This window comes from Micromonospora sp. S-DT3-3-22 (assembly GCF_015354745.1).
GTDB classification, from domain to species: Bacteria; Actinomycetota; Actinomycetes; order Mycobacteriales; family Micromonosporaceae; genus Micromonospora; species Micromonospora wenchangensis.
Map to the genome: position 1 here is coordinate 1 of NZ_JACGMO010000048.1, position 22,056 is coordinate 22,056.

Here is a 22,056-nt window from a genome sequence, read left to right on the forward strand (position 1 = left end):
TACCGGGCGACCCGGCCGACCGGTCCGCCCGGCCGTGGACCTGCCCCGCTACGCCGCCTACCAGGCGGTCGCGGCGGTGCACCGCGACGACGCGTACGCCAATCTGGTGCTGCCGGCGATCCTGCGCGAGCAGGGGCTGGCCGGGCGGGACGCAGCCTTCGCCACCGAGCTGACCTACGGCACCCTGCGGCAGCTCGGCACCCTCGACACGATCCTCACCGCCGCGGCCGGCCGGGACGTCGCGCGGATCGACCCGCCGGTACGCGACGCGTTGCGGCTCGGCGCCTACCAGCTGCTGCACACCCGGGTCCCGGCGCACGCCGCCGTCTCCTCCACGGTCGACCTGGTGCGCACGGTGGGGGAGGGGGCCACCGGCTTCGCCAACGCGGTGCTGCGCGAGGTGGCCGGCCAGGACGTCGACGCGTGGACGGCCAAGCTGGCCCCGACCATGGCCGCCGACCCGATCGGCCACCTGTCCGTGACCTACAGCCACCCGCAGTGGATCGTGCGGGCCTTCGCCGACGCCCTCGGTGGTGACCTGGGCGAGGTGACCCGGCTGCTGATCGAGGACAACGAGCGCCCGCCGGTGCACCTGTGCGCCCGTCCGGGCCGGGTCGACCCGGCCGAGCTGGCCGACAAGGTCGGCGGCGCGCCGGGAGCGTTCTCCCCGTACGCGGTCTACCTGGCCGGTGGCGCGCCGGGTGACCTCCCGGCGCTGGCCGACGGCCGGGCGCACGTGCAGGACGAGGGTTCCCAGCTGGTGGCGAACGCGTTGGCCACGGCCCCGCTGGACGGTCACGACGGTCGCTGGCTGGACCTGTGCGCGGGGCCCGGTGGCAAGGCGGGCCTGCTCGGCGCGCTCGCCGCGCAGCGGGGTGCCCGGCTGACCGCGGTGGAGGTCTCGGAGCACCGGGCCCGGCTGGTCGAGCAGGCCACCTGGGGGCTGCCGGTGACCGTGCTGCACACCGACGGTCGCACGGTCGGGGCCGATCCGAAGCTGCCGGAGGGGCACTTCGACCGGGTGCTGGTCGACGCCCCGTGCACCGGGCTGGGGTCGCTGCGCCGCCGGCCCGAGTCGCGCTGGCGGCGGCAGCCGTCGGACCTGCCGCCGTTGACCCGGTTGCAGCGGGAACTGCTCACCGCCGCGCTGCGGGCGACCCGGCCCGGTGGTCTGGTCGCCTACGTCACCTGTTCCCCGCACACGGTGGAGACGCACGTGACGGTCACCGAGGCCGCCCGCCGCGCCCGGGTACCGGCGGACTTCGTCGACGCCCGGACGGTCCTGCCGCCGGGCATGCCCGGCCTGGGCGACGGCCCCACCGTCCAGCTCTGGCCGCACCGCCACGGCACCGACGCCATGTTCCTGGCCCTCCTCCGCCGCACCTGACCCCACCCGCCCCGCCCCGCCTCGTCCGTCCCGACCGTCCCCGGTGATCAAGAGAATTGCGTCAACGATCCGTCGTCGGATGACGCAAACCTCTTGATCACCGAGGGCGGGCGACGGCGACGGGGTGAGGACGGCGATGGGGGTGGGGACGGGCGGGTCGGGGTCAGATGGCGGGGAGGCCCTTGGGGCCGGCGCCGCGCATCGATCGGGTCAGCTTCCGGTCGTCGCTCCACAGGAAGCAGCGGATGCCCCGGTCGCCCTCCTCCCACTCCCGCTGCGACGGCGGATAGAAGATCGACCCGGCCCGGTACGGCAGTTCGCTGTTGTTGGGCACCTCGGCGAAGCCGGCGATCAACGCCATGCACCGCCGGTGCACCCGCTGGTTGGCTTGGCTGAAATCGGCCCAGCTCAGGTCGCTGCGTTCCAGGTAGACGCCGACGAACTCGGCGCGGTGCGGCTCGGAGCAGAGCACCGGGGCCATGTAGTTGAGATTGTTGCCGATCAGCTTGGGATCGAAGCAGCGGTGGCTGAGCGGATTGTCGCCGATCATCGCCCCGCGCAGGCTGCCGACCCGGTTCACCGGCCGGGTGTTGTCGATGCTGTCGGTCTCGCTGAGATCGCACCGGAACCAGCGGGCGCCGCTGTTCCACGCCGAGTTGGCCGGCAGCGCGATGTTCATCGTCAGCCGGGCCGAGTGCCAGTCGCCACCGAGGACGTCCCGGGCCCGCTGGTCGCACTCGGTGCGGGCGGGGCGCAACGCGGCGGAGCCCGGCTCGGGCCGCTCACCCCGGGTCACCGAGCCGGTGAACGTGCCGACGTGGATGGTCTCGGCCAGGTGGCTGCGTGCGCAGTCCACCGTCTCGTAGGTGCCGGCCTGCACGACCGGGGTGATCCGGGGCAGGCAGGCGTCCGTGGCGGGCACGAACGACTGGGCCACCGGCAGCACCGGCCAGTCGTCGAGCAGGTCGCCGTCGGCGCCGTGCTGCGGCACGCAGCCGCTGAGCGCCACCGTCACCGTGCCGGCCAGCGCCAGCGCCACGAGCAACCGTCGCATCGTCCGCCCTTTCCGGGGATTGACGGCCCGTCGCCGTGCCCCGCCCGGCGTGCCCGCCGCCGGGCGAGCATCATACGTGACCGTCCCTGATGGAGTGTTGCCTCTTGCGGGCCGTTCGGCCAGTCGGCACCGGCTCTTCGTCCCCGACTCCCCGCGAAAGGAGCCGATGGTGCACCACGGGTCACGCCTGGGTCACAGGGCGTCGCTCATGGTGCCGTGCCGTCCGCGGCGGATGGCCGCGTTCGTACACTTGCCCTGTGACCGTACCGCCGTCGATCATCGCGCCCAGCATCCTCGCCGCCGATTTCGCCCGCCTCGCCGATGAAGTCCGCGCCGTCGAGGACGCCGCGGACTGGCTGCACGTCGACGTGATGGACAACCACTTCGTGCCCAACCTGACCATCGGCCTGCCGGTGGTGCAGAGCCTGCGGGCGGTGACCCGGCTCCCGTTCGACGTGCACCTCATGATCACCGACCCGCGGCGGTGGGCCCCCGGTTACGCCGACGCCGGCGCGTACAACGTCACCTTCCACGCCGAGGCGTGCGACGACCCGGTCGCCCTCGCCAAGGATCTCCGCTCGGCCGGGGCCAAGGCCGGGTTGGCCATCGACCGGGACACCCCGATCGAGCCGTACCTCGACCTGCTGCCCAGCTTCGACACCCTGCTGATCATGACGATCAAGGCCGGCTTCGGCGGGCAGCGGTTCATCCCGCAACTACTGGACAAGGTGCGGGCGGCCCGGCGGCACGTCGACAGCGGGCACCTGGAACTGCGCATCGAGGTCGACGGCGGGATCGCCGCCGACACCATCGAGCAGGCCGCGGCGGCCGGCGCGGACGCCTTCGTCGCCGGCACCGCCGTGTACGGGGCGGACGACCCGGCCGAGGCGGTCCGCCGCCTGCGCGGGCTGGCGGAGCGCGCCAACGCCGGGGCCTGAGGTGGAGCCCACCGGCGACCGCCCCGACGTGATCCTGGTCGTCGACGACGACGAGGACATCGCCCGTTTCGTCGAGTTCAACCTGCGGCTGCACGGCTTCGAGGTGCTGCACGCCGGTGACGGCCAGGAGGCGCTCGACATGATCGAGCAGCACAAGCCGGACCTGGCCGTGGTCGACCTGATGATGCCGCGCATCGACGGCCTGGAGCTGACCCGCCGGCTGCGCGCCAACCCGATCACCTCGGCCCTGCCGGTGATCATGTTGACCGCCAAGGGCATGACCGTGGACAAGGTGCACGGGCTCAGCGCCGGCGCCGACGACTACCTGGTCAAGCCGTTCGACACCGCCGAGCTGGTGGCCCGGGTCAGCTCCACGCTGCGCCGCAACAAGGAGTTCCGCGAGGTCTCCCCGCTGACCGGCCTGCCCGGCAACAGCCGGATCCGCCGGGAGATCAGCGACCGGGTCCGCAGCGGCGTCGACTACGCCGTCGGCTACATCGACATCGACCGGTTCAAGAGCGTCAACGACCGGTACGGCTTCGTCCGGGGCGACGAGTTCATCTCCGCGCTGGCCCGCAGCCTGCACCGGGCGGTGGTCGCGATCGGGCTGCCGCCGGCCTTCCTCGGCCACGTCGGCGGCGACGACTTCGTGATCGTCTGCGCCCCCGACCAGATCCGCCCGCTGACCTCCCGGGCCGTGGTCGACTTCGAGAAGACCGCCGACACCCTCTACGACCCGACCGACCGGGAACGCGGCTTCGTCGAGCTGAAGGACCGGCGGGGCAACATCCGCCGGGCCGCCCTGGTCACCCTGTCGATCGGCGTCTCGCTCTCCGACTCCCGTAAGCGCTTCACCGACCCGCTGGCCGCGATCGCCGTGGCCAGTGAGATGAAAACGGTCGCCAAGAGCCAACCGGGGTCATACGTCGCGGTCGACCGGCGACGTGCCGACGGGGTGTGAAGTAGCACGCTGGAGGTGGCGAACCTCCCGGGGTGACGTGTAAGACTTCGCATGTACCCACCACGCGCTGGCGGGGCTCGGTGAAATTCCGAACCGGCGGTGATCCACGCTCGACGTGGTAAGCCCGCGACCCGGACGGCTGTGCCGCCCGGTGGACCTGGTGAGAATCCGGGGCCGACGGTGGGGGAGCGGTCCGTCCGCACCCCCGACAGTCCGGATGGGAGACAGCGCGCGGGCGGGGCGGGCCTGCGCGAGCGCCTCTGCGACCGCGTGGGCCTGCCGGGGGCGGCCCTGCCGTTCCCGGTTCCGCCACCGCCTGCCCGCCTGCTCCCGTACCGCCCGCGCGGGGACCGGCGAGCGAGAGGGCAGGGCATGGGCGGCGTCTCCGTGGACGAGGCGATGCGTCGTGCCATCGAACTGGGCGCGCGGGGCCTCGGTACCACCAGCCCCAACCCGGTCGTCGGCTGCGTGCTGCTCGACGCGGACGGCGTCGTCGTCGGGGAGGGCTTCCACGCCTACACCGGCGGGCCGCACGCCGAGATCGTCGCGCTCGCCCAGGCCGGCGAGCGGGCCCGGGGCGGCACCGCCGTGGTCACCCTGGAACCCTGCGACCACACCGGTCGCACCGGCCCGTGCAGTCACGCGCTGATCCGCGCCGGCATCGCCCGGGTGGTCATCGCCGTACCCGATCCCAACCCGGTCGCCTCGGGCGGCGCCGCCACCCTGCGCGCCGCCGGGGTGCGGGTCGAGTCCGGGGTACGCGCCGACGAGGCCGAGGCCGGCAACGTCGCCTGGCTGACCTCGATGCGGCGCGGTTGGCCGTACCTGATCTGGAAGTACGCCGCGACCCTCGACGGCCGGTCCGCGGCGGCCGACGGCAGCAGCATGTGGATCACCTCCGAGGCCGCCCGGATGGACGTGCACGCGTTGCGCGGCACGGTCGACGCGGTCATCGCCGGGGTCGGCACCGTGCTCGCCGACGATCCCCGGCTGACCGCCCGCAACCTGCGTGACGGCACCCTGGCGATCCGCCAGCCGCTGCGGGTGGTGGTGGACAGTGCGGGGCGTACCCCCGCCGACGCCCGGGTCCGCGACGGCGCCGCCCGTACCTGGATCGCCACCGTCGCCGAGGTCGGCGCCGGCCCGGACGGCCGGGTCGACCTGCCGGCCCTGCTGGCCGAACTGCACCACCGGGGGGTACGCGCCGCGCTGCTGGAGGGCGGCCCCCGGCTGGCCGGGGCGTTCCTCGCCGCCGGCCTGGTCGACCGGGTCGTCGGGTACGTCGCGCCGAAGCTGCTCGGGGCCGGCCCGACCGCGCTCGTCGACGCGGGTGTGACGACCATCGCCGACGCCATCGATCTGGAAATCACCGACGTCACCCGGGTCGGGTCCGACCTGAGGATCACCGCGCTGCCCCGGAAGAGGGAGGCCTGAGATGTTCACCGGCATCGTCGAGGAGTTGGGCGAGGTCGTCCGGATCGCCGACACCGGGGGTGACTCGGCGCTGGTCGCGATCCGCGGCCCGCTGGTCACCTCCGACGCCCGGCACGGCGACTCCATCGCGGTCAACGGGGTCTGTCTGACCGTGGTCGACGTCGACGGCGGGGTGTTCACCGCCGACGTGATGGGCGAGACGCTGCGCCGCTCGGCGCTCGGCGGGCTGCGCCCCGGCGACCCGGTCAACCTGGAGCGGGCCGCCGCGCTGAACAGCCGGCTCGGCGGGCACCTGGTGCAGGGCCATGTCGACGGCGTCGGCGAGGTGCTCTCCCGGGAACCGGCCGCGCAGTGGGAGACGCTGCGGTTCCGGCTGCCCACCGCGCTGGCCCGGTACGTGGTGGAGAAGGGCTCGATCACCGTCGACGGGGTGTCGCTGACGGTGGCGGCGGTCGGCGACGACTGGTTCGCCGTCGGGCTGATCCCCACCACCCTCAAGCTCACCACGCTCGGCGGCCGGGGGGTCGGCGCCCCGGTCAACCTGGAGGTGGACGTGCTGGCCAAGTACGTCGAGCGCCTCCTCGACGCCCGCCTGCCCGCCGGCCCGGTCGGACCCGGCGGCACTGCCCCGGCGCTGCCCGGCGACGCCGTCGGAGGGGCGCGGTGACCGGCCCGGTCGGCTGGCTGCTCGACGCGCAGGTGCACGTCGTCGGTTCCCCGGTGCTGGTCCGGGAGATCGTCGGCAACGCCTTCGGGCTGGTCTCGGCGCTGCTCGGGCTGCGCCGGCTGGTCTGGGCCTGGCCGGTCGGCATGATCGGCAACGGGCTGCTGTTCACCGTCTTCCTCGGCGGGGTGTTCGCCACCCCGCAGGCGCACGACCTCTACGGCCAGGCCGGCCGGCAGGTCTTCTTCTTCGCGGTCAGCGTCTACGGCTGGTGGCGCTGGTCGCGCAACCGCCGCCAGGGCGGGGACGCCCCGGCGGTCAGCCCCCGCTGGGCCACCGGCCGGGAACGGCTCGGTCTGCTGCTGGCCGCCGTGCTCGGCACCGCCCTCGGCTACCCGCTGCTCGCCGCGCTCGGCTCGTGGGGCCCGCTGCCGGACGCCTGGATCCTCACCGGCAGCCTGCTGGCCACCTACGGGATGGCCCGGGGCTGGGTGGACTTCTGGCTGGTCTGGATCGCGGTGGACGCGGTCGGCGTACCGCTGCTGCTGCGTGGCGGCTTCTACCCCTCGGCGGCGATGTACCTCGTCTACGGCGCACTGTGCGGCTGGGGTTTCGCCGCCTGGTGGCGCAGCTCGCGGGCCAGCCGTGCGGCGTCGACACCGATCCCGTCCACCTACTCGGAGGTCGTGGCATGAGCACCCAGGCGGTCACCTTCGCCCGGATCGAGGAGGCGGTGGCGGACATCGCCGCCGGCCGGCCCGTCGTGGTGGTCGACGACGAGGACCGGGAGAACGAGGGCGACCTGATCTTCGCCGCCGAGCTGGCCACCCCGGAGCTGCTCGCCTTCATGGTCCGCTGGACCTCCGGCTACGTCTGCGTCCCGCTGACCGAGGCGGAGTGCGACCGGCTGGACCTGCCGCCGATGCACCACACCAACCAGGACCGGCGCGGCACCGCCTACACGGTGACCGTGGACGCCCGGGAGGGGGTCAGCACCGGCATCTCGGCCGCCGACCGGGCGCACACCATCCGGCTGCTCGCCGACCCCGGCACCGACCCGACGGACCTGGCCCGCCCCGGCCACGTGGTGCCGCTGCGGGCCCGCGCCGGCGGGGTGCTGCGTCGTCCCGGCCACACCGAGGCGGCAGTCGACCTGACCCGGCTGGCCGGGCTGCGTCCCGCCGGGGTGCTCTGCGAGCTGGTCAACGACGACGGCACCATGATGCGCCTGCCGGACCTGGAGAAGTTCTGCGCCGAGCACTCGCTCACCCTGGTCACCATCGCCGATCTGGTGGCGTACCGGCGGCGGCACGAGAAGCAGGTGGAGCAGGTCGCGCAGGCGCGGATGCCCACCCCGTACGGGGTGTTCCGGGCGCTGGGCTACCGGGCCGAACACGACCCGGCCGAGCACGTCGCGCTGGTCTTCGGTGAGCTGGGCGACGGCGAGGACGTGCTGGTCCGGGTGCACTCCGAGTGCCTGACCGGGGACGTCTTCGGGTCGCTGCGCTGCGACTGCGGGCCGCAGTTGCAGGCGTCGCTGGCCCGGGTCGCCCGGGAGGGGCGGGGCGTGGTGCTCTACGTGCGCGGGCACGAGGGGCGCGGCATCGGCCTGCTGCACAAGCTCCAGGCGTACCAGCTCCAGGACCAGGGCCGCGACACCGTGGACGCGAACCTCGACCTGGGGCTGCCGGCCGACGCCCGGGACTACGGCACCGGCGCGCAGATCCTCTACGACCTGGGGGTGCGCTCGATGCGGCTGCTCACCAACAACCCGGCCAAGCGGGCCGGGCTGGAGGGGTACGGGCTGACCGTCACCGGCCGGGAGGGGTTGCCGGTCCGGCCGCACCCGGAGAACGTCCGCTACCTGCGGACCAAGCGGGACCGGATGGGCCACCTGTTGGACGAGCTGGATGAGGTGACCGAGGCCCCGATGGGCCGGCCGGTCCCCGGCGACGAGATCGGAGCATGACGATGGCGGGTTTCGGTGAACCCGGAGTGACCCCGGTGGACGCCGCCGGGCTGACCGTCGGGGTGGTGGCGGCGCGCTGGCACGGCGAGCTGACCGACCACATGCTCGACCGGGCGGTGGCCGCCGCGCAGGCGTGCGGGGCGCGGGTCGTGACGGCCCGGGTGGCCGGCTCGGTGGAGCTGCCGGTGGTGGCGCAGGCGCTGGCCCGGCGCTGCGACGTGGTGGTGGCGCTGGGCGTGGTCGTCCGGGGTGCGACCGCCCACTTCGACTACGTCTGCCGGTCGGTGACCGACGGCCTGACCCGGGTCGCCCTGGACGAGGGCAAGCCGGTGGCGCACGGGGTGCTGACCGTGGAGAACCTCGACCAGGCCCGGGACCGGGCCGGGCTGCCCGGCTCGGCCGAGGACAAGGGCTGGTCGGCGACGGTGGCCGCCCTGGACGCCGCGCTGGCGGTCCGGGCCGTCACCACCGCCAACGGCCACCGGGTCGGCTTCGCCGGCTGACGCCCCGCCGGGGCCGTGCGGTTCGGCCTGGTGTGGCGATGTTGCGGGGTCCGACGGACGCGGACCCCGCAACATCACCCCACTTGAGGGCACGACGCTACAGCCGGCCGGCCTCGATGATCCGCCTGAGGAACTGCCGGGTCCGCGGCTGGGTCGGTTCGCCGAACACCTGCGCGGGCGGCCCGGCCTCGACCACCCGGCCGGCGTCGAGGAAGCAGACCTGGTCGGCGACCTCCCGGGCGAACCCCATCTCGTGGGTGGCCAGCACCATCGTCATCCCGTCGGCCTTGAGGTCCCGGATCATCGCCAGCACCTCCCCGACCAGCTCCGGGTCGAGCGCCGAGGTGACCTCGTCCAGCAGCATCAGCCGGGGCGAGTTGGCCAGCGCCCGGACGATCGCCACCCGCTGCTGCTGGCCGCCGGAGAGCCGGTCCGGGTAGGCGTCCGCCCGGTCGGCCAACCCGACCCGGGCGAGCAGTTCCCGGGCCTGCGCCTCGGCGTCGGCCCGTGCCCGCCGGTGCACCCGGCGCGGCGCGAGGGTGACGTTCTCCAGAACGCTCAGGTGCGGAAACAGGTTGTACGACTGGAAGACCATGCCGATGCGCCGACGGACCCGGTCGGGGTCGACCCGGGGGTCGGAGATCTCCTCGCCGTCGAGCGTGATGGTCCCGTCGTCGAGTTCCTCCAGCAGGTTGACGCAGCGCAGCAGCGTCGATTTGCCCGACCCGGACGCCCCGATCAGGGCGACCACCTGATGCTCGTCGACGCTCAGGTCGAGCCCGTCGAGCACCACCCGGCCGCCGAACTCCTTGCGTACCCCCCGGCAGGTCAGCACGGTCATGCTCAGCCTCCGGACTGGCGTCGGGCCGCGCGCAGCGTCACCCAGTCGGTGACCGCGATCAGCGGGATGGCGAGCAGCACGAACAGCACCCCGGCCACGATGTACGGGGTGTAGTTGAAGGTCTGCGCGGTGGCGATCTGTGCCGCCCGGACGGCGTCGATCGGGCCGGCCAGGGAGACCAGGCCGACGTCCTTCTGCAACGCCACCACGTCGTTGAGCAGCGGCGGCGCGACCCGCCGGACGGCCTGCGGCAGCACCACGTGCCGCATGGTCTGCCGGTAGGTCAGCCCCAGCGAGCGGGCCGCCGCGAGCTGGCTGGGGTGGACCGACTCGATGCCGGCCCGGAACACCTCCGCCAGGTAGCCGCCGTAGGTGAGCACCAGCGCCAGCCCGCCGAGCACCAGCACCGGTGGCATCCCCTGCAACCGCAGGCCGGGCACGCCGAGGGTGAGCACGTACAGCACGATGATCAGCGGCAGGCCGCGGAAGGTGTACGTGTAACCGGTGGCGAGCGCGCGGACCGGGAAGAAGACCGGCCCGCGCAGGGTCCGCAGCAGCGCGATCAGCAGGCCGAGCAGCAGCGCCCCGACGGCACAGCAGACCAGCAGCCGGACGTTGAGCCACAGCCCGACGAGCACCTCCGGCAGGGCGTCGCGGGCGATCTGCGGGTCGAGGAACGACCGGCGGACCCGCTCCCAGCCGGGTGCACCGGTGACCGCGACGACCAGCAGCGTGCCGAGCACCGCCGTGGAGGCGGCGGCGACCAGCACGCTGCGGGTCGTCTGCCGGCGTCGGTACGCGGCCCGCCGCCGCTGCGCCGTCGACGGGAGGTGCGGCCGGTCCACCACCGGGCTGTCGTTGCCTGCTGACACCCGGCTCACTGGAGTTCGGTCGCCCCCGCCACCTGGGCGAGCCACTTCTGCTCCAGCTGCTTGAGCGTGCCGGCCTCGGCGAGTTCACCCACCGTCCGGCTGACGCACAGGGTCAGCGGGGAGTCCTTGTCCAGCAGCAGCCCGAACGCCTCCGGCGCGCCCACCTGCGGCAGTTGACCGACGATGGTGGCGTCGGTGAGTTCCGAACCGGTGATGTAGAACGCGGTCGGCAGGTCGACCACCAGCCCGTCGAGCTGACCGTTCTGCAGGGCCTTCTTGGCGTCGTCGTTGCTGTTGTAGACCTGCGGCTTGACCGAGGGCTTGATCAGGGCGGTGATCGCCTGGTAGCTGGTCGTGCCGACCTGCGCGCCGAGCTTGGCGTTCTTCAGGTCCGCCACCGACTTCTTCCCGGCGATCTTCGACGACTTGAGCGCGATGACCGTCTGCCGCACCAGGTAGTACGGGGCGGAGAAGTCGACCGCCTGCTTGCGTTCCTCGGTGATGGAGAACTGGTTGATGTCGAAGTCGAAGGTCTTCGGGCCGGGGGCGATGGCGGTGTCGAACTTGACCCGGGTCCAGGTGACGTCGGTCCGGGCGTAGCCGAGCTTCTCGGCGACCGCGTACGCGACGGCGGACTCGAAACCCTCGCCGGTGTCGGGCTTGTCGCCCTTGAACCACGGCTCGTACGCGGGTTCGTCGGTGGCGACGGTGAGCTTGCCGGGCGTGCGGGTCTTCAGGCTGTCCTTGGCACAGGACGCCGCGGTGGGGACGGCGTCGGGGGTGGGTGTGGGGTCCTGCGGTGCGCATCCGGCCACGGCGACGAGGAGCACGGCGGCGGTGGCGGCGGCGCGGGTACGTGAGCTGCTGCTGACCATGGCCGCCAGGATAGAGAAGACCACCGATCCCTCGAAGGGTGTCCCATCAGGTAGATGAGAGATCGATGTGTAAACGTGTCCGGCCCGTTGCCGGTGGCCGGTGACCCGCGTCCCGGCCGGCCGGAGCGCCCGGCCTCCCCGGGCCCGTCCCAGCCTGCGGGAACGGGGTGTGGGCGGGGTGACCCGGCCGGACCCCGGAGCACACGGCGTCGGTGGGTGGCTGGAAGAATCCGGTTCCGTGAAGACGTTCGAGGAGTTGTTCGCCGAGCTCCAGGCCAAGGCCGCCGCCGGCACGCCGGGTTCCGGCACGGTCGACGCCCTGGCCAAGGGGGTGCACTTCGTCGGCAAGAAGGTCGTCGAGGAGGCGGCCGAGTCGTGGATGGCCGCCGAGCACGAGGGCCCGGAGCGTACCGCCGAGGAGATCTCCCAGCTGCTGTACCAGGTGCAGGTGCTGATGCTGGCCAGCGGTCTGGAGCTGAAGGACGTCTACCGACATCTGTGAGTGCGCCCGCGTCGTTGATCTGATCCGATCGAAGGAGCACTCCGTCATGCTGCGTGTCGCCGTACCCAACAAGGGGGCCCTGGCCGAGAAGGCCGCCCAGATGCTGCGTGAGGCGGGCTACCGCCAGCGCACCGACCCCAAGGACCTGGTCTGCCCGGACGAGGCCAACGACATCGAGTTCTTCTACCTGCGCCCGAAGGACATCGCCACCTACGTCGGCTCGGGTGACCTCGACGTCGGGATCACCGGCCGGGACCTGCTGATCGACTCCGGCGCGCCCGCCGAGGAGGTGGTCGACCTGGCGTTCGGCCGGGCCACCTTCCGCTTCGCCGCCCGTCCCGAGGACGTCGGCGACGTACAGGAGCTGGGCGGGCACCGGATCGCCACCGCGTACCCGGGGCTGGTCGAGCGGTACCTCGCCGAGTTGGGCGTCAAGGCCGACGTGATCCGGCTCGACGGCGCGGTGGAGAACGCCATCCGGCTCGGGGTCGCCGACGTCGTCGCCGACGTGGTGGAGACCGGCGCGACGCTGCGCCAGGCCGGGCTGGTCGTCTTCGGCGACCCGCTGCTGCGCTCCTCGGCGGTGCTGGTCCGCCGGGCCGGCGCGCCGGCCCACCCGCAGGCGGAGCAGTTGCTGCGTCGCCTGCACGGGGTGCTGGTGGCCCGCCGGTACGTGATGCTCGCCTACGACGTGCCGGCCGGCCTGCTCGACCGGGCCAGCGGCCTGACCCCGGGCATCGAGTCGCCGACGGTCTCCCCGCTGCACCGGGAGGGCTGGGTCGCGGTGCAGGCGATGGTGCTCCGCGACGACGTCCACCGGATCATGGACGAGCTGTACGAGTTGGGTGCCCGCGCGATCCTGGTCACCAACATCCACGCCTGCCGGCTCTGACCCCGGCGGCGCGACACGCCGCGCCGTCCGTCGCGTCCGTCGTGCCCTCGTGCTCGACCGCACCGGGGCCGGTACGGCGGCATCGCCTCTCGCGGACACCGCTGTACCGGCCCCATCACCCCGACCCGACCCACCCCCGGCGGGTGGCGGCGCGACGTCTGCCGGGGCCGGGTGGCAGACTGGACCGGTGAGCGACACCGCGTTGATCCGTCTCAGGCCGCGTCGTATCCGGGTCGTCTGCTGGGCCTCGGCGATCGCCCTGCTGGTGGTCTTCAGCCTGGTCGCCACCTCGTTGACCGGGGCGACCGGCGAGGGCTACGGCACCTTCCAGCGCGGCGACCAGTTCGCCATGATCGGCCTCGGCGTGTTCGGCGCGCTCGGCATCCTGCTGTTCACCCGGCCCCGGGTCGAGGCGGACGCCCGGGGGGTCCGGGTGCGCAACATCCTCGGCTCGTACGAGCTGCCCTGGGAGGTGGTCCGGGGGGTGCGCTTCGACCGGGGCGCACCGTGGGCCAGCCTGGAGCTGCACGACGACGACCTGCTGCCGATGGTGGCGCTCCAGGCCGCCGACAAGGAGATCGCGGTCGACGGGGTCCGTGCGCTGCGCCGGCTGCACCAGGCCCACCTGGCCGGTCTCGGCGGCACCCCGGCCCGCTGACCGTCCCGGCCGGGGCACCGCCTCCGCCGGTTCCGCTGACCGCCCCGTCCCCTCCGCCGGCCCGCTGTCGGGGTTCTCGTACCGTGCTGACCTGCGGGCCCGGTTTGGGGGATGGTCGCGCCGGGGTGTAGTGTTGCCACGTCGACCAGACTGCCCCCGCCTGCGGCGTGTGGGTGGTCCCGAAGCGGAGCGCCTGCTCCCACCCGAGTCGCCCCCGAGGTGGCCGGGTCCGGTCACCGGTTCCGGGTCCGTCCCGGTGCCGGATGCGCGATCATGTGATCGTGCCGACCGGTCGAGCGGGCCCTGGCATGCGCCGGGGCCTTCTGCTTTCCGGGTCGCCCCCACCCGGGGGCCACGCGGGGTCGGCCACGCAGCAGACTCGACTCGAGGAGGCCCCATCAGCGTCGAACCACGCGTGAACGAGCAGATCCGGGCACGTGAGGTCCGACTGGTCGGCCCTGAGGGTGAGCAGGTGGGCATCGTCCCGCTGGAGCGCGCCCTGCAGCTGGCCGCGGACGTCGACCTGGACCTGGTCGAGGTTGCGCCGATGGCGCGCCCGCCGGTGTGCAAGCTCATGGACTTCGGCAAGTTCAAGTACGAGAGCGCACTCAAGGCGCGCGAAGCGCGGCGTAACCAGCAGCAGACCGTCATCAAGGAGATGAAGCTCCGGCCGAAGATCGACCCGCACGACTACGAGACCAAGAAGGGTCACGTGGTGCGGTTCCTCAAGGCCGGCGACAAGGTCAAGGTGACGATCATGTTCCGCGGTCGCGAGCAGAGCCGCCCGGAGCTGGGTTACCGGCTCCTGCGCCGGCTCGAGTCCGAGATCACGGACCTGGGATACGTCGAGGCCGCTCCGAAGCAGGACGGCCGTAACATGATCATGGTTCTCGCTCCGCACCGGGCCGTCAAGGCATCCGCGGTCGCCGCCACGGCGTCCCGTGGTGGCCCCCGGGACCGGGCCGCGGAGGAATCGGCCGCCCCGGCAGGTGGCGCGACCCCGGCGGCCGGCGAGACCGCAGCAGCCGGCGAGGCCGGCCCGACCGCTGACCCCAGCGGCCAGTAACAGGGAGAGACGTTCCACATGCCGAAGATGAAGAGCCACACGGGTATGGGCAAGCGGGTCAAGGTGACGGGCAAGGGCAAGATCGTGGCCCAGCAGGCCGGCCTTCGCCACAACCTGGAGAAGAAGCCCTCCACCCAGACCCGGCGGCTGACCGGCACGGTCGAGCTGGCCAAGGCTGACGTCAAGCGAATCAAGAAGCTGCTCGGCCGCTGACGCGCGCCACCTTTACCGAATAAGGAGTTGAGATGGCACGCGTCAAGCGGGCTGTGAACGCCCAGAAGAAGCGTCGTACCCTGCTGGAGACCGCGAGCGGCTACCGCGGTCAGCGCTCCCGGCTGTACCGCAAGGCCAAGGAGCAGGTGCTGCACTCGATGCAGTACGCCTACCGGGACCGTCGCGACCGCAAGGGCGACTTCCGGCAGCTCTGGATCCAGCGCATCAACGCTGGCGCCCGGGCCAACGGCATGACCTACAACCGGCTCATCCAGGGCCTGCGCCTGGCCGGCATCGAGGTCGACCGCAAGATCCTGGCCGACCTGGCCGTCCACGACGCCGCGGCGTTCGCCGCGATCGTCGAGCTGGCCCGCGCCGCCGTGGCGGCCGAGGGCACCGGCGGCGCCGCGGCCCAGGCCGCCTGACCCACCCCGGCAGCAGATCGAGGCGTCTCCCATGCAGTCACCACCGCGCGGGAGACGCCTCGACGCCGTCACCGGGCCGTTCACCCCACGTACGCCCAGGGTGGTCGCCGCCCGCCGGCTGCACCGCCGGCGCGACCGCGACGCCACCGGCCGGTTCCTGGCCGAGGGGCCGCAGGCCGTCCGCGAGGCCCTCGACCGCGCCGGCACGGTGCTGGAGCTGTTCGGCACCCCGGCCGCACTCGACCGGCACGCCGACCTGGCGGCCGGTGCCGCCCGCGCCGACCTGCCCGTCTCCGAGGTCACCGACGAGGCCCTGGCCGCGCTCACCGAAACCGTCACCCCGCAGGGCGTGGTCGCCGTCTGCCGGCACCTCGACGTGCCGCTGGACGCCGCCCTGGCGCGCGCCCCCCGGCTGGTCGCGGTGCTCGCCGGCATCCGTGACCCGGGCAACGCCGGCACCGTGCTGCGCACCGCCGATGCGGCCGGCGCGGGCGCGGTGGTCTTCGCCGGTGACACCGTCGACCCGTACAACGGCAAGTGCGTGCGGGCCTCGGCCGGCAGCCTGTTCCACGTCGACGTGGTCCGCGCCGGCGACCCCGGGGGCGTCGTCGACGCGCTGCGCGCCGCCGGGCTCACCGTCCTCGCCACCACCGGGTACGGCGACAGCGACCTCGACGACCTCGCCGACCAGGGCCGGCTCGCCGCCCCCACCGGCTGGCTGTTCGGTGCCGAGGCGCACGGCCTGCCCGGGGAGCTGACCGCCGCCGCCGACGCCCGGGTCCGGGTGCCGCTGCACGGGCGGGCCGAGAGCCTGAACCTGGCTGCGGCCGCCGCCGTCTGCCTGTACGCTTCAGCCCGAGCACTGCGCCGGCCTCGGTCGGGCGCACACCCAGCAGGGGAGTCGGTCACGTGAGGAACGCGCCACGGCGTTCGTTTAGCCAGCCCGCCGGTGTCGGCGGGCGGTGGGCCTGACCTACCCTCCGCGCGTAACTCCCACCGGCGGGCTGCGGCACCGCCGCGCGTCCGTAGACTCGCCTAGCCGCCCGGAAGGGCCGGCGCCGCCGTGAGGGAGTGCCCGTACGCCATGAGTTACCGCAACGATCCGTACGACCCGAAGCAGGTCGCCCTGCTCGACCCGGCCGCCCTGGCCGGGGCCGTGGCCGACGCCGGGCAGGCGTTCGCCGCCGCCGCCGACCCCGACGCGCTGACCGCGCTGCGCCCCGCGCACCTGGGCGACCGGTCCCCGGTGTCGCTGGCCCGCCGGGAGATCGGCGCGCTGCCGCCGGCCGCGAAGGCCGACGCCGGCAAGCGGGTCAACGAGGCCCGTCGGGCGATCGAGTCCGCGTACGCGGCCCGCGCCGAGGTGCTCGACCGGGAGCAGGCCGCCCGGGTGCTGGTCGAGGAGCGGGTCGACGTGACCCTGCCGTACGACCGGCGGCCCCGGGGGGCGCGGCACCCGCTGTCGACCCTGATGGAGCAGATCAGCGACCTGTTCGTCGGGATGGGCTACGAGGTGGCCGAGGGCCCCGAGGTCGAGCTGGAGTGGACCAACTTCGACGCGTTGAACATCCCCGCCGACCATCCGGCGCGCGGGCTGATGGACACCTTCCACATCGCACCGCCGCCCGGCGCGGACTCCTCCGGCCTGGTGCTGCGCACCCACACCTCGCCGGTGCAGGCGCGCACCATGCTCACCCGCAAGCCCCCCATCTACGTGGTGGTGCCCGGCCGGGTCTACCGCACCGACGAGTTGGACGCCACCCACGCGCCGGTCTTCCACCAGGTCGAGGGCCTGGTGGTGGACCGGGGCATCACCATGGCGCACCTGCGCGGCACCCTCGACCACTTCGCCCGCGCCATGTTCGGCGAGGGGGCGAAGACCCGCTGGCGTCCGCACTACTTCCCGTTCACCGAGCCGTCGGGGGAGTTCGACGTCTGGTTCCCCGAGCACCGCGACGGCCCGCGCTGGGTCGAGTGGGGCGGCTGCGGCATGGTCAACCCGAGGGTGCTGCGCGCCTGCGGTATCGACCCCGAGGTCTACTCCGGGTTCGCGTTCGGCATGGGCATCGACCGGACGGTGATGTTCCGGCACGGGGTCAGCGACATGCGGGACATGGCCGAGGGCGACGTGCGGTTCACCCGCGCGTTCGGGGCCGGGGCGTAGGCGATGCGGGTACGAGTCACGGAGACGGTGGTCTGAGTCATGCGAGTTTCTGTCAGTTGGCTGCGGGAGTACGTCGACCTCCCCGTCGACCTGCCCACCGAGGACCTGGAACAGGCCCTGGTGGACCTCGGTATCGAGGTCGAGTCCGTGGTGGACCTGCGCCGTACGGTCACCGGTCCGCTGGTCGTCGGTGAGGTCCGCGAGATCGAGGAGTTGACCGGCTTCAAGAAGCCGATCCGGCACTGCCTGGTCGACGTCGGCACCGCCAACGGCACCGGCGAACTCCAGCAGATCGTCTGCGGGGCGCGGAACTTCGCCCCCGGCGACCGGGTCGTGGTGATCCTGCCCGGCGGGGTGCTGCCCGGCGACTTCACCATCGGCGCGCGCAAGACGTACGGCCGGATGTCGGCCGGCATGATCTGCTCGGCGATGGAGCTGGGCCTCGGCGACGACCATTCCGGCATCATCGTGCTGCCGCCGGACACCCCGGCCCGGCCCGGCGACGACGCCCGCCCCGTGGTGGGCCTCGACGACGTCGTGGTCGAGCTGGAGATCACCCCCGACCGGGGGTACGCGCTGAGCGTGCGCGGCATCGCCCGCGAGCTGGCGTACGCCCTCGGGGTGGCCTTCCGCGACCCGGGCCGGGTGCCCGCGCCGGCCGGGACGGCGGAGCCGGCATACCCGGTGCAGGTGCGCGACACCGTCGGCTGCGACCGGTTCACCGCCCGGATGGTCCGGGGGGTCGACCCGACGGCGGCCACCCCCGGCTGGATGCGGCAGCGGCTGACCGTGGCCGGCGTCCGCAGCATCTCGCTGGCGGTCGACGTCACCAACTACGTGATGCTCGAACTGGGCCAGCCGATGCACGCCTTCGACGCCGACCGGCTCGCCGGCCCGCTGGTGGTGCGCCGGGCCGAGGCGGGCGAGAAGGTGACCACCCTGGACGGTGTGGTCCGCTCGCTCACCGCCGAGGACATGGTGATCTGCGACGACACCGGCCCGGTCTCGCTGGCCGCGGTGATGGGCGGTGAGACCAGCGAGGTGGTCGGCGGCACCACGAACGTGCTGCTGGAGGCCGCCCACTGGGACCCGGTGATGGTCGGCCGTACGGCCCGCCGGCACAAGCTGTTCAGCGAGGCGGCCAAGCGGTGGGAGCGGGGCGTCGACCCGGCGCTGCCGCTGGTGGCCCTCCAGCGTGCCGTCGAGCTGCTCACCGCCCACGGCGGGGGCGAGGCCGGCGCGGAGATCCTCGACCTCGATTACGTCCGGCCGATGCGGCAGGTCGTCCTCCCGGTCGACCTGCCGTCGCGTCGGGTGGGGGTGGACTACTCCCCGCAGCGGGTGGTCGACCTGCTGGAGCAGGTGGGTTGCACGGTGATCCGGGGCACCGACCGGTTGGCCGAGGACGCGGGCACGGTCGCGACGACGGCCGGCGGCGGCGACGTGCTCACCGTCACCCCGCCGACCTGGCGGCCCGACCTCACCGACCCGGCCGACCTGGTGGAGGAGGTGGTCCGCCTCGACGGGTACGACCGGGTGCCGTCGGTGCTGCCCACCGCGCCCCCCGGCCGGGGCCTGACCTGGCAGCAGCGTCGCCGTCGGGCGGTGGCCCGCTCGCTCGCCGAGCGCGGCTACGTCGAGGTGCTGGCGCTGCCGTTCGTCGCCCCGGAGCTGGCCGACCAGCTCGGGCTGCCCGCCGACGACCCGCGCCGGCCGGCGGTACGGCTGGCCAACCCGCTGTCCGAGGAGGAGCCGCTGCTGCGGACCACCCTGCTCGGCCCGCTGCTGGGCATCCTCAAGCGCAACCTGGGCCGGGGTCACCGTGACCTGGCGCTCTACGAGATCGGCGCGGTGTTCCACCCGCGTCCCGGGGTCGGCGCGCCGCCGGCCATGGGGGTGGACCGCCGTCCCACCGACGCCGAGTTCGCCGCCGCCGACGCGGTGGTGCCCGCCCAGCCCCGGCACGTCGCGGTGGTGCTCACCGGGGACATCGAGCCGGCCGGCTGGTGGGGTGCCGGCCGCGCCGCCGGCTGGGCCGACGCGGTGGAGGCCGGCCGGGCCGTGCTGGCCGCCGCCGACCTGCCGGCCGAGCGGATCGAGGTGCGGGCCGCCGAGCGGGCACCCTGGCACCCGGGACGCTGCGCCGCGCTGCTGGTCGACGGGGAGGTGGTCGGTCACGCCGGTGAGCTGCACCCGGCGGTGCTGGCCGCGTTGGAACTGCCCCGCCGGACCAGCGCCATGGAACTCGACCTGGACGCCCTGCCGGCGGCCCCGGTGGTGTCCGCGCCGACCGTGTCCGGGTTCCCCCCGGCGCTGATCGACGTGGCGCTGGTGCTGGACGACACGGTGCCGGCCGCCGACGTCCGGGCCGCGCTGGTCGAGGGCGCCGGTGAACTGCTGGAGCACGTCCGGCTCTTCGACGTGTACGCGTCGGAGTCGCTCGGCGCGGGCCGGCGGTCGCTGGCGTACAAGCTCACCTTCCGCGCGCCGGACCGGACGTTGACCGTGGAGGAGGCGGTGGCCGCGCGGGACGCCGCCGTGGCCGTCGCCGCCCAGCGGTTCGGGGCGACCCTGCGCGGCGCCTGAGGTGTGACAGCTGGCGACGGCCCCGATCCGGTCACCGGGTCGGGGCCGTCGCCGTCACGCGTCGTCCTCGATCTTTCCGCAGTCGCGCAGGGCGGCCAGGTCGCGCACCGTGATCCGCCGGTAGTCGGTCTCCACCAGCCCGTCGGCGCGCAGTTCCCGCAGCGCCTTCTGGATGGAGGTCTCGGCCGCGCCGCAGATGGTGGCGAGTTCCGGTTGGGTCAACCGGACGTCGATGACGACCGCGTCGCGGTCCTGCCGGCCGTGCGAGCGGCACAGCTCGGCCACCACCCGGGCCACCCGGATCTTCACCGGGTAGGACGAGAAGTCGATCCGGCGACGGTTGGACCAGCGCAGCCGGTCGGAGACCATGGCGGCCAGTTCGAGGGCGGCGTCCGGATGGTCGCGCAGGAAGGTCTTGAACTGCTCGGGCTGGATGACGCTGTACCGGGTGGGGCCGCAGGTGGTCACCGTCGCCGACCGGGGACGGTCGTTGAGCGCCGACATCTCACCCACCAGGTCACCGCCGACCCGCAACGCCAGCAGTGCGGTCCGCCCGTCGGGCAGGGACGCGGTGACCTTCGTCAGGCCGTCCTCCAGCAGCACCAGGTGCGCCTCGTGGTGGCCCTCGTGGATGAGGATCTGCCCGGCGGGCACCTGCCGGCGGACGCCGGTGGCCAGCAACGCGTCCCGTACCGGGCGGTCGAGCCGTTGCAGGAAGGTCCCGTACGGCCAGTCGCCGTCGGTGGGGACGTGGGGTTGCCGCATCAGCACCGGCATCCTCCTCAGCAGACGAGAGGTGCCGAAGCGTATCCGGGTCGACACGGCTCGCACCGCCCCGCTGCGGGCCGCGAGGGTCTCGACGACCACCAGGGCCAGGATCACGGGCGGGGAGAGCCCGAGCGCCAGGAGCAGTTCGGTCAGGTTCGTCCACATGCTTCCAGCAGAACCGACCCGGCTTAGCACGACATCTGTCCACGATGGGATGACCGGATGCCGACAGTCCCGGCGATGCCGTATTTCTAGGGGGTCTGCGCCCGGCGGGGCGGTTTCCATGGGCACGGTGGTGCCCGCTCGCCGAGCGGGCTGACGACGAAGGGTGTACCGATGCGACATCCCGAACGGCGTCTGCTGATCTCTGTGGACATGGAACGGTACAGCCGGCGCAGCAATCTTCAGCAGTACGAGGCACAGCAGAACTTCCACACGCTCCTGCACGCGGCGGCGACCGAGGTGGGTCTGGACCGGGTCACCTGGACCACCCAGCAGGCCGGCGACGGCGAGCTGGCGATCCTGCCCCGCGACGTGCCGGAGTCCCGGGTCGTCGGCCGGTTCGTGCCGGAGCTGAACCGGCGGCTGCGGGCGTTCAACAGCAGCCGGACCGCGCCCGCGCAGATCCGGCTGCGGGTGGCCGTACACCAGGGCCTGGTGCACCTGGACGGCGCGAACGGCTTCCCCGGCCACGCCGTCGTGCACGTCTGCCGGCTCTGCGACGCCAAGCCGGTGCGCCAGGCGCTGGCCGCGTTCCCCGACGCGGGCGTCGCGCTGGTGGTCTCGACGGAGATGTACCGCGACGTGGTCTGCGAGTACCCGGAGGAGATGCGGCCGGAACGGTTCCGCCGGATCGAGGTCGAGCACCCGGAGAAGGAGTTCCGCGAGCCGGCCTGGCTCTACGTGGTCGACGAGGACATGTCGTCGTGGCCGTCGCCGCAGGAGCCGCCGTCGCCCCCCGGGGGACCGCCGGCCGGGCCGGGCACCGGGGCGGGCGCGGCCCGGCCGGACACCGGAGCCGGCACGGCCGGCCCCGGCATCCGCACCGGCGACATCCGGGTACGCGGGCAGAACGCGATCGGCCCCAACGCCACGGCCATCGGGTCGGTCGGACGCGACGTCGTGTTCGGCGGCGAGGGCGGCGGCCGGTGACCGGGGCGTCGGATCCGTGGGAACCGCCGGACCCGGACAGCGTGGGACAGCCACGTCCGGTCGACACCGCGTCGGGCCTTCCCCGCGACGAGGAACGGTGGTCTGACGAGAACGCGGCCGAGTGGTCCGCAG

23 protein-coding genes and 1 riboswitch are annotated in these 22,056 nt (G+C 73.5%); of the genes, 18 read left to right on the forward strand and 5 right to left on the reverse strand.

What is annotated here, in order from left to right; translation table 11 throughout:
* Window positions 1–1,387, forward strand: a 1,387-nt coding sequence (locus H1A17_RS15855; protein ID WP_228543634.1) for an RsmB/NOP family class I SAM-dependent RNA methyltransferase, incomplete at its 5' end; no start/stop codon positions are given.
* A gap of 163 nt (window positions 1,388–1,550) precedes the next feature.
* Here H1A17_RS15855 and H1A17_RS15860 read toward each other — a convergent pair.
* A complete protein-coding gene (locus tag H1A17_RS15860; protein ID WP_194822217.1) occupies window positions 1,551–2,441 on the reverse strand; it encodes a septum formation family protein in 891 nt (296 codons plus the stop codon).
* A gap of 257 nt (window positions 2,442–2,698) precedes the next feature.
* On the opposite strand from H1A17_RS15860, the gene rpe reads away from it, so the two are divergent.
* The 7 genes from rpe (at window position 2,699) to ribH (ending at window position 8,910) form a co-directional block, all read left to right on the forward strand.
* Window positions 2,699–3,379, forward strand: a complete 681-nt coding sequence (rpe, locus tag H1A17_RS15865) for a ribulose-phosphate 3-epimerase (RefSeq protein WP_194822218.1) — start codon at window positions 2,699–2,701, stop codon at window positions 3,377–3,379.
* A gap of 1 nt (window position 3,380) precedes the next feature.
* Complete coding sequence (locus tag H1A17_RS15870; RefSeq protein WP_145918941.1) at window positions 3,381–4,340, forward strand: response regulator; 960 nt, start codon at window positions 3,381–3,383, stop codon at window positions 4,338–4,340.
* Between the two features lie 62 nt (window positions 4,341–4,402).
* A riboswitch (FMN riboswitch) is annotated at window positions 4,403–4,573 on the forward strand.
* A gap of 139 nt (window positions 4,574–4,712) precedes the next feature.
* Window positions 4,713–5,774 (forward strand): bifunctional diaminohydroxyphosphoribosylaminopyrimidine deaminase/5-amino-6-(5-phosphoribosylamino)uracil reductase RibD, encoded by a 1,062-nt coding sequence (ribD, locus tag H1A17_RS15875; RefSeq protein WP_088645202.1) that lies wholly within the window; start codon window positions 4,713–4,715, stop codon window positions 5,772–5,774.
* Between the two features lies 1 nt (window position 5,775).
* Complete coding sequence (locus H1A17_RS15880) at window positions 5,776–6,441, forward strand: riboflavin synthase (RefSeq protein ID WP_145918943.1); 666 nt, start codon at window positions 5,776–5,778, stop codon at window positions 6,439–6,441.
* Entirely contained in the window at window positions 6,438–7,133 is a 696-nt protein-coding gene (gene pnuC, locus H1A17_RS15885; RefSeq protein ID WP_145918944.1) for a nicotinamide riboside transporter PnuC, read from the forward strand. Before H1A17_RS15880 ends, pnuC begins: the two co-directional genes overlap by 4 nt.
* The gene (locus H1A17_RS15890; RefSeq protein WP_145918945.1) at window positions 7,130–8,407 is read left to right on the forward strand and encodes a bifunctional 3,4-dihydroxy-2-butanone-4-phosphate synthase/GTP cyclohydrolase II; all 1,278 of its coding nucleotides are present in this window, start codon (window positions 7,130–7,132) and stop codon (window positions 8,405–8,407) included. The genes pnuC and H1A17_RS15890 overlap by 4 nt, the downstream gene beginning before the upstream one ends.
* Window positions 8,408–8,409: 2 nt before the next feature.
* Entirely contained in the window at window positions 8,410–8,910 is a 501-nt protein-coding gene (gene ribH, locus H1A17_RS15895) for a 6,7-dimethyl-8-ribityllumazine synthase (RefSeq protein WP_145922693.1), read from the forward strand.
* Between the two features lie 97 nt (window positions 8,911–9,007).
* Here the strand turns inward: ribH and H1A17_RS15900 are convergent, their stop codons facing one another.
* The 3 genes from H1A17_RS15900 to H1A17_RS15910 are packed head-to-tail and all read right to left on the reverse strand — an operon-like array spanning window position 9,008 to window position 11,498.
* A complete protein-coding gene (locus H1A17_RS15900) occupies window positions 9,008–9,751 on the reverse strand; it encodes an amino acid ABC transporter ATP-binding protein (protein WP_228543635.1) in 744 nt (247 codons plus the stop codon).
* 2 nt (window positions 9,752–9,753) lie between these two features.
* Window positions 9,754–10,623 carry an amino acid ABC transporter permease gene (locus tag H1A17_RS15905; protein ID WP_375372817.1) on the reverse strand — a complete coding sequence of 290 codons (870 nt, stop codon included), beginning with the start codon at window positions 10,621–10,623 and terminating at the stop codon, window positions 9,754–9,756.
* A gap of 5 nt (window positions 10,624–10,628) precedes the next feature.
* Window positions 10,629–11,498 (reverse strand): transporter substrate-binding domain-containing protein, encoded by an 870-nt coding sequence (locus H1A17_RS15910; RefSeq protein WP_194822219.1) that lies wholly within the window; start codon window positions 11,496–11,498, stop codon window positions 10,629–10,631.
* Window positions 11,499–11,718: 220 nt separating this feature from the next.
* On the opposite strand from H1A17_RS15910, the gene H1A17_RS15915 reads away from it, so the two are divergent.
* The 9 genes from H1A17_RS15915 (at window position 11,719) to pheT (ending at window position 20,004) form a co-directional block, all read left to right on the forward strand.
* Complete coding sequence (locus tag H1A17_RS15915; RefSeq protein WP_204927713.1) at window positions 11,719–12,000, forward strand: phosphoribosyl-ATP diphosphatase; 282 nt, start codon at window positions 11,719–11,721, stop codon at window positions 11,998–12,000.
* A 46-nt stretch (window positions 12,001–12,046) separates the two neighbouring features.
* Entirely contained in the window at window positions 12,047–12,892 is an 846-nt protein-coding gene (gene hisG / locus H1A17_RS15920) for an ATP phosphoribosyltransferase (RefSeq protein ID WP_145918948.1), read from the forward strand.
* Window positions 12,893–13,079: 187 nt separating this feature from the next.
* Entirely contained in the window at window positions 13,080–13,550 is a 471-nt protein-coding gene (locus H1A17_RS15925) for a PH domain-containing protein (protein WP_194822220.1), read from the forward strand.
* 415 nt (window positions 13,551–13,965) lie between these two features.
* On the forward strand, window positions 13,966–14,616 hold the full coding sequence (gene infC / locus H1A17_RS15930) for a translation initiation factor IF-3 (protein ID WP_194822221.1): 651 nt from the start codon (window positions 13,966–13,968) through the stop codon (window positions 14,614–14,616).
* An 18-nt stretch (window positions 14,617–14,634) separates the two neighbouring features.
* Window positions 14,635–14,829 carry a 50S ribosomal protein L35 gene (gene rpmI / locus H1A17_RS15935; protein WP_026267805.1) on the forward strand — a complete coding sequence of 65 codons (195 nt, stop codon included), beginning with the start codon at window positions 14,635–14,637 and terminating at the stop codon, window positions 14,827–14,829.
* Between the two features lie 32 nt (window positions 14,830–14,861).
* Window positions 14,862–15,254: a 50S ribosomal protein L20 gene (rplT, locus tag H1A17_RS15940; protein ID WP_088645192.1), complete on the forward strand. Its 393-nt coding sequence runs from the start codon at window positions 14,862–14,864 to the stop codon at window positions 15,252–15,254.
* Between the two features lie 31 nt (window positions 15,255–15,285).
* Window positions 15,286–16,167, forward strand: coding sequence for an RNA methyltransferase (locus H1A17_RS15945; RefSeq protein ID WP_194822222.1), 882 nt, complete (start codon window positions 15,286–15,288; stop codon window positions 16,165–16,167).
* A gap of 171 nt (window positions 16,168–16,338) precedes the next feature.
* Entirely contained in the window at window positions 16,339–17,418 is a 1,080-nt protein-coding gene (gene pheS, locus H1A17_RS15950) for a phenylalanine--tRNA ligase subunit alpha (RefSeq protein ID WP_194822223.1), read from the forward strand.
* 39 nt (window positions 17,419–17,457) lie between these two features.
* Window positions 17,458–20,004: a phenylalanine--tRNA ligase subunit beta gene (gene pheT / locus H1A17_RS15955; protein ID WP_194822224.1), complete on the forward strand. Its 2,547-nt coding sequence runs from the start codon at window positions 17,458–17,460 to the stop codon at window positions 20,002–20,004.
* A 54-nt stretch (window positions 20,005–20,058) separates the two neighbouring features.
* Here the strand turns inward: pheT and H1A17_RS15960 are convergent, their stop codons facing one another.
* Window positions 20,059–20,937 (reverse strand): Crp/Fnr family transcriptional regulator, encoded by an 879-nt coding sequence (locus H1A17_RS15960; RefSeq protein WP_228543636.1) that lies wholly within the window; start codon window positions 20,935–20,937, stop codon window positions 20,059–20,061.
* Between the two features lie 171 nt (window positions 20,938–21,108).
* Between H1A17_RS15960 and H1A17_RS15965 the strand changes: the two genes are divergently transcribed.
* Window positions 21,109–21,924, forward strand: coding sequence for a hypothetical protein (locus H1A17_RS15965; RefSeq protein ID WP_145918952.1), 816 nt, complete (start codon window positions 21,109–21,111; stop codon window positions 21,922–21,924).
* Window positions 21,925–22,056: the final 132 nt, after the last annotated feature.

Bases quoted from the DNA above. Each gene is read 5' to 3' on its own strand.
- H1A17_RS15860 (WP_194822217.1), bottom strand. From the start codon at position 2,441: ATGCGACGGTTGCTCGTGGCGCTGGCGCTGGCCGGCACGGTGACGGTG.
- ribD (WP_088645202.1), top strand. From the start codon at position 4,713: ATGGGCGGCGTCTCCGTGGACGAGGCGATGCGTCGTGCCATCGAACTG.
- H1A17_RS15880 (WP_145918943.1), top strand. From the start codon at position 5,776: ATGTTCACCGGCATCGTCGAGGAGTTGGGCGAGGTCGTCCGGATCGCC.
- H1A17_RS15890 (WP_145918945.1), top strand. From the start codon at position 7,130: ATGAGCACCCAGGCGGTCACCTTCGCCCGGATCGAGGAGGCGGTGGCG.
- ribH (WP_145922693.1), top strand. From the start codon at position 8,410: ATGGCGGGTTTCGGTGAACCCGGAGTGACCCCGGTGGACGCCGCCGGG.
- H1A17_RS15900 (WP_228543635.1), bottom strand. From the start codon at position 9,751: ATGACCGTGCTGACCTGCCGGGGGGTACGCAAGGAGTTCGGCGGCCGG.
- H1A17_RS15910 (WP_194822219.1), bottom strand. From the start codon at position 11,498: ATGGTCAGCAGCAGCTCACGTACCCGCGCCGCCGCCACCGCCGCCGTG.
- hisG (WP_145918948.1), top strand. From the start codon at position 12,047: ATGCTGCGTGTCGCCGTACCCAACAAGGGGGCCCTGGCCGAGAAGGCC.
- rpmI (WP_026267805.1), top strand. From the start codon at position 14,635: ATGCCGAAGATGAAGAGCCACACGGGTATGGGCAAGCGGGTCAAGGTG.
- rplT (WP_088645192.1), top strand. From the start codon at position 14,862: ATGGCACGCGTCAAGCGGGCTGTGAACGCCCAGAAGAAGCGTCGTACC.
- H1A17_RS15945 (WP_194822222.1), top strand. From the start codon at position 15,286: ATGCAGTCACCACCGCGCGGGAGACGCCTCGACGCCGTCACCGGGCCG.
- pheS (WP_194822223.1), top strand. From the start codon at position 16,339: ATGAGTTACCGCAACGATCCGTACGACCCGAAGCAGGTCGCCCTGCTC.
- pheT (WP_194822224.1), top strand. From the start codon at position 17,458: ATGCGAGTTTCTGTCAGTTGGCTGCGGGAGTACGTCGACCTCCCCGTC.
- H1A17_RS15960 (WP_228543636.1), bottom strand. From the start codon at position 20,937: ATGTGGACGAACCTGACCGAACTGCTCCTGGCGCTCGGGCTCTCCCCG.
- H1A17_RS15965 (WP_145918952.1), top strand. From the start codon at position 21,109: ATGCGACATCCCGAACGGCGTCTGCTGATCTCTGTGGACATGGAACGG.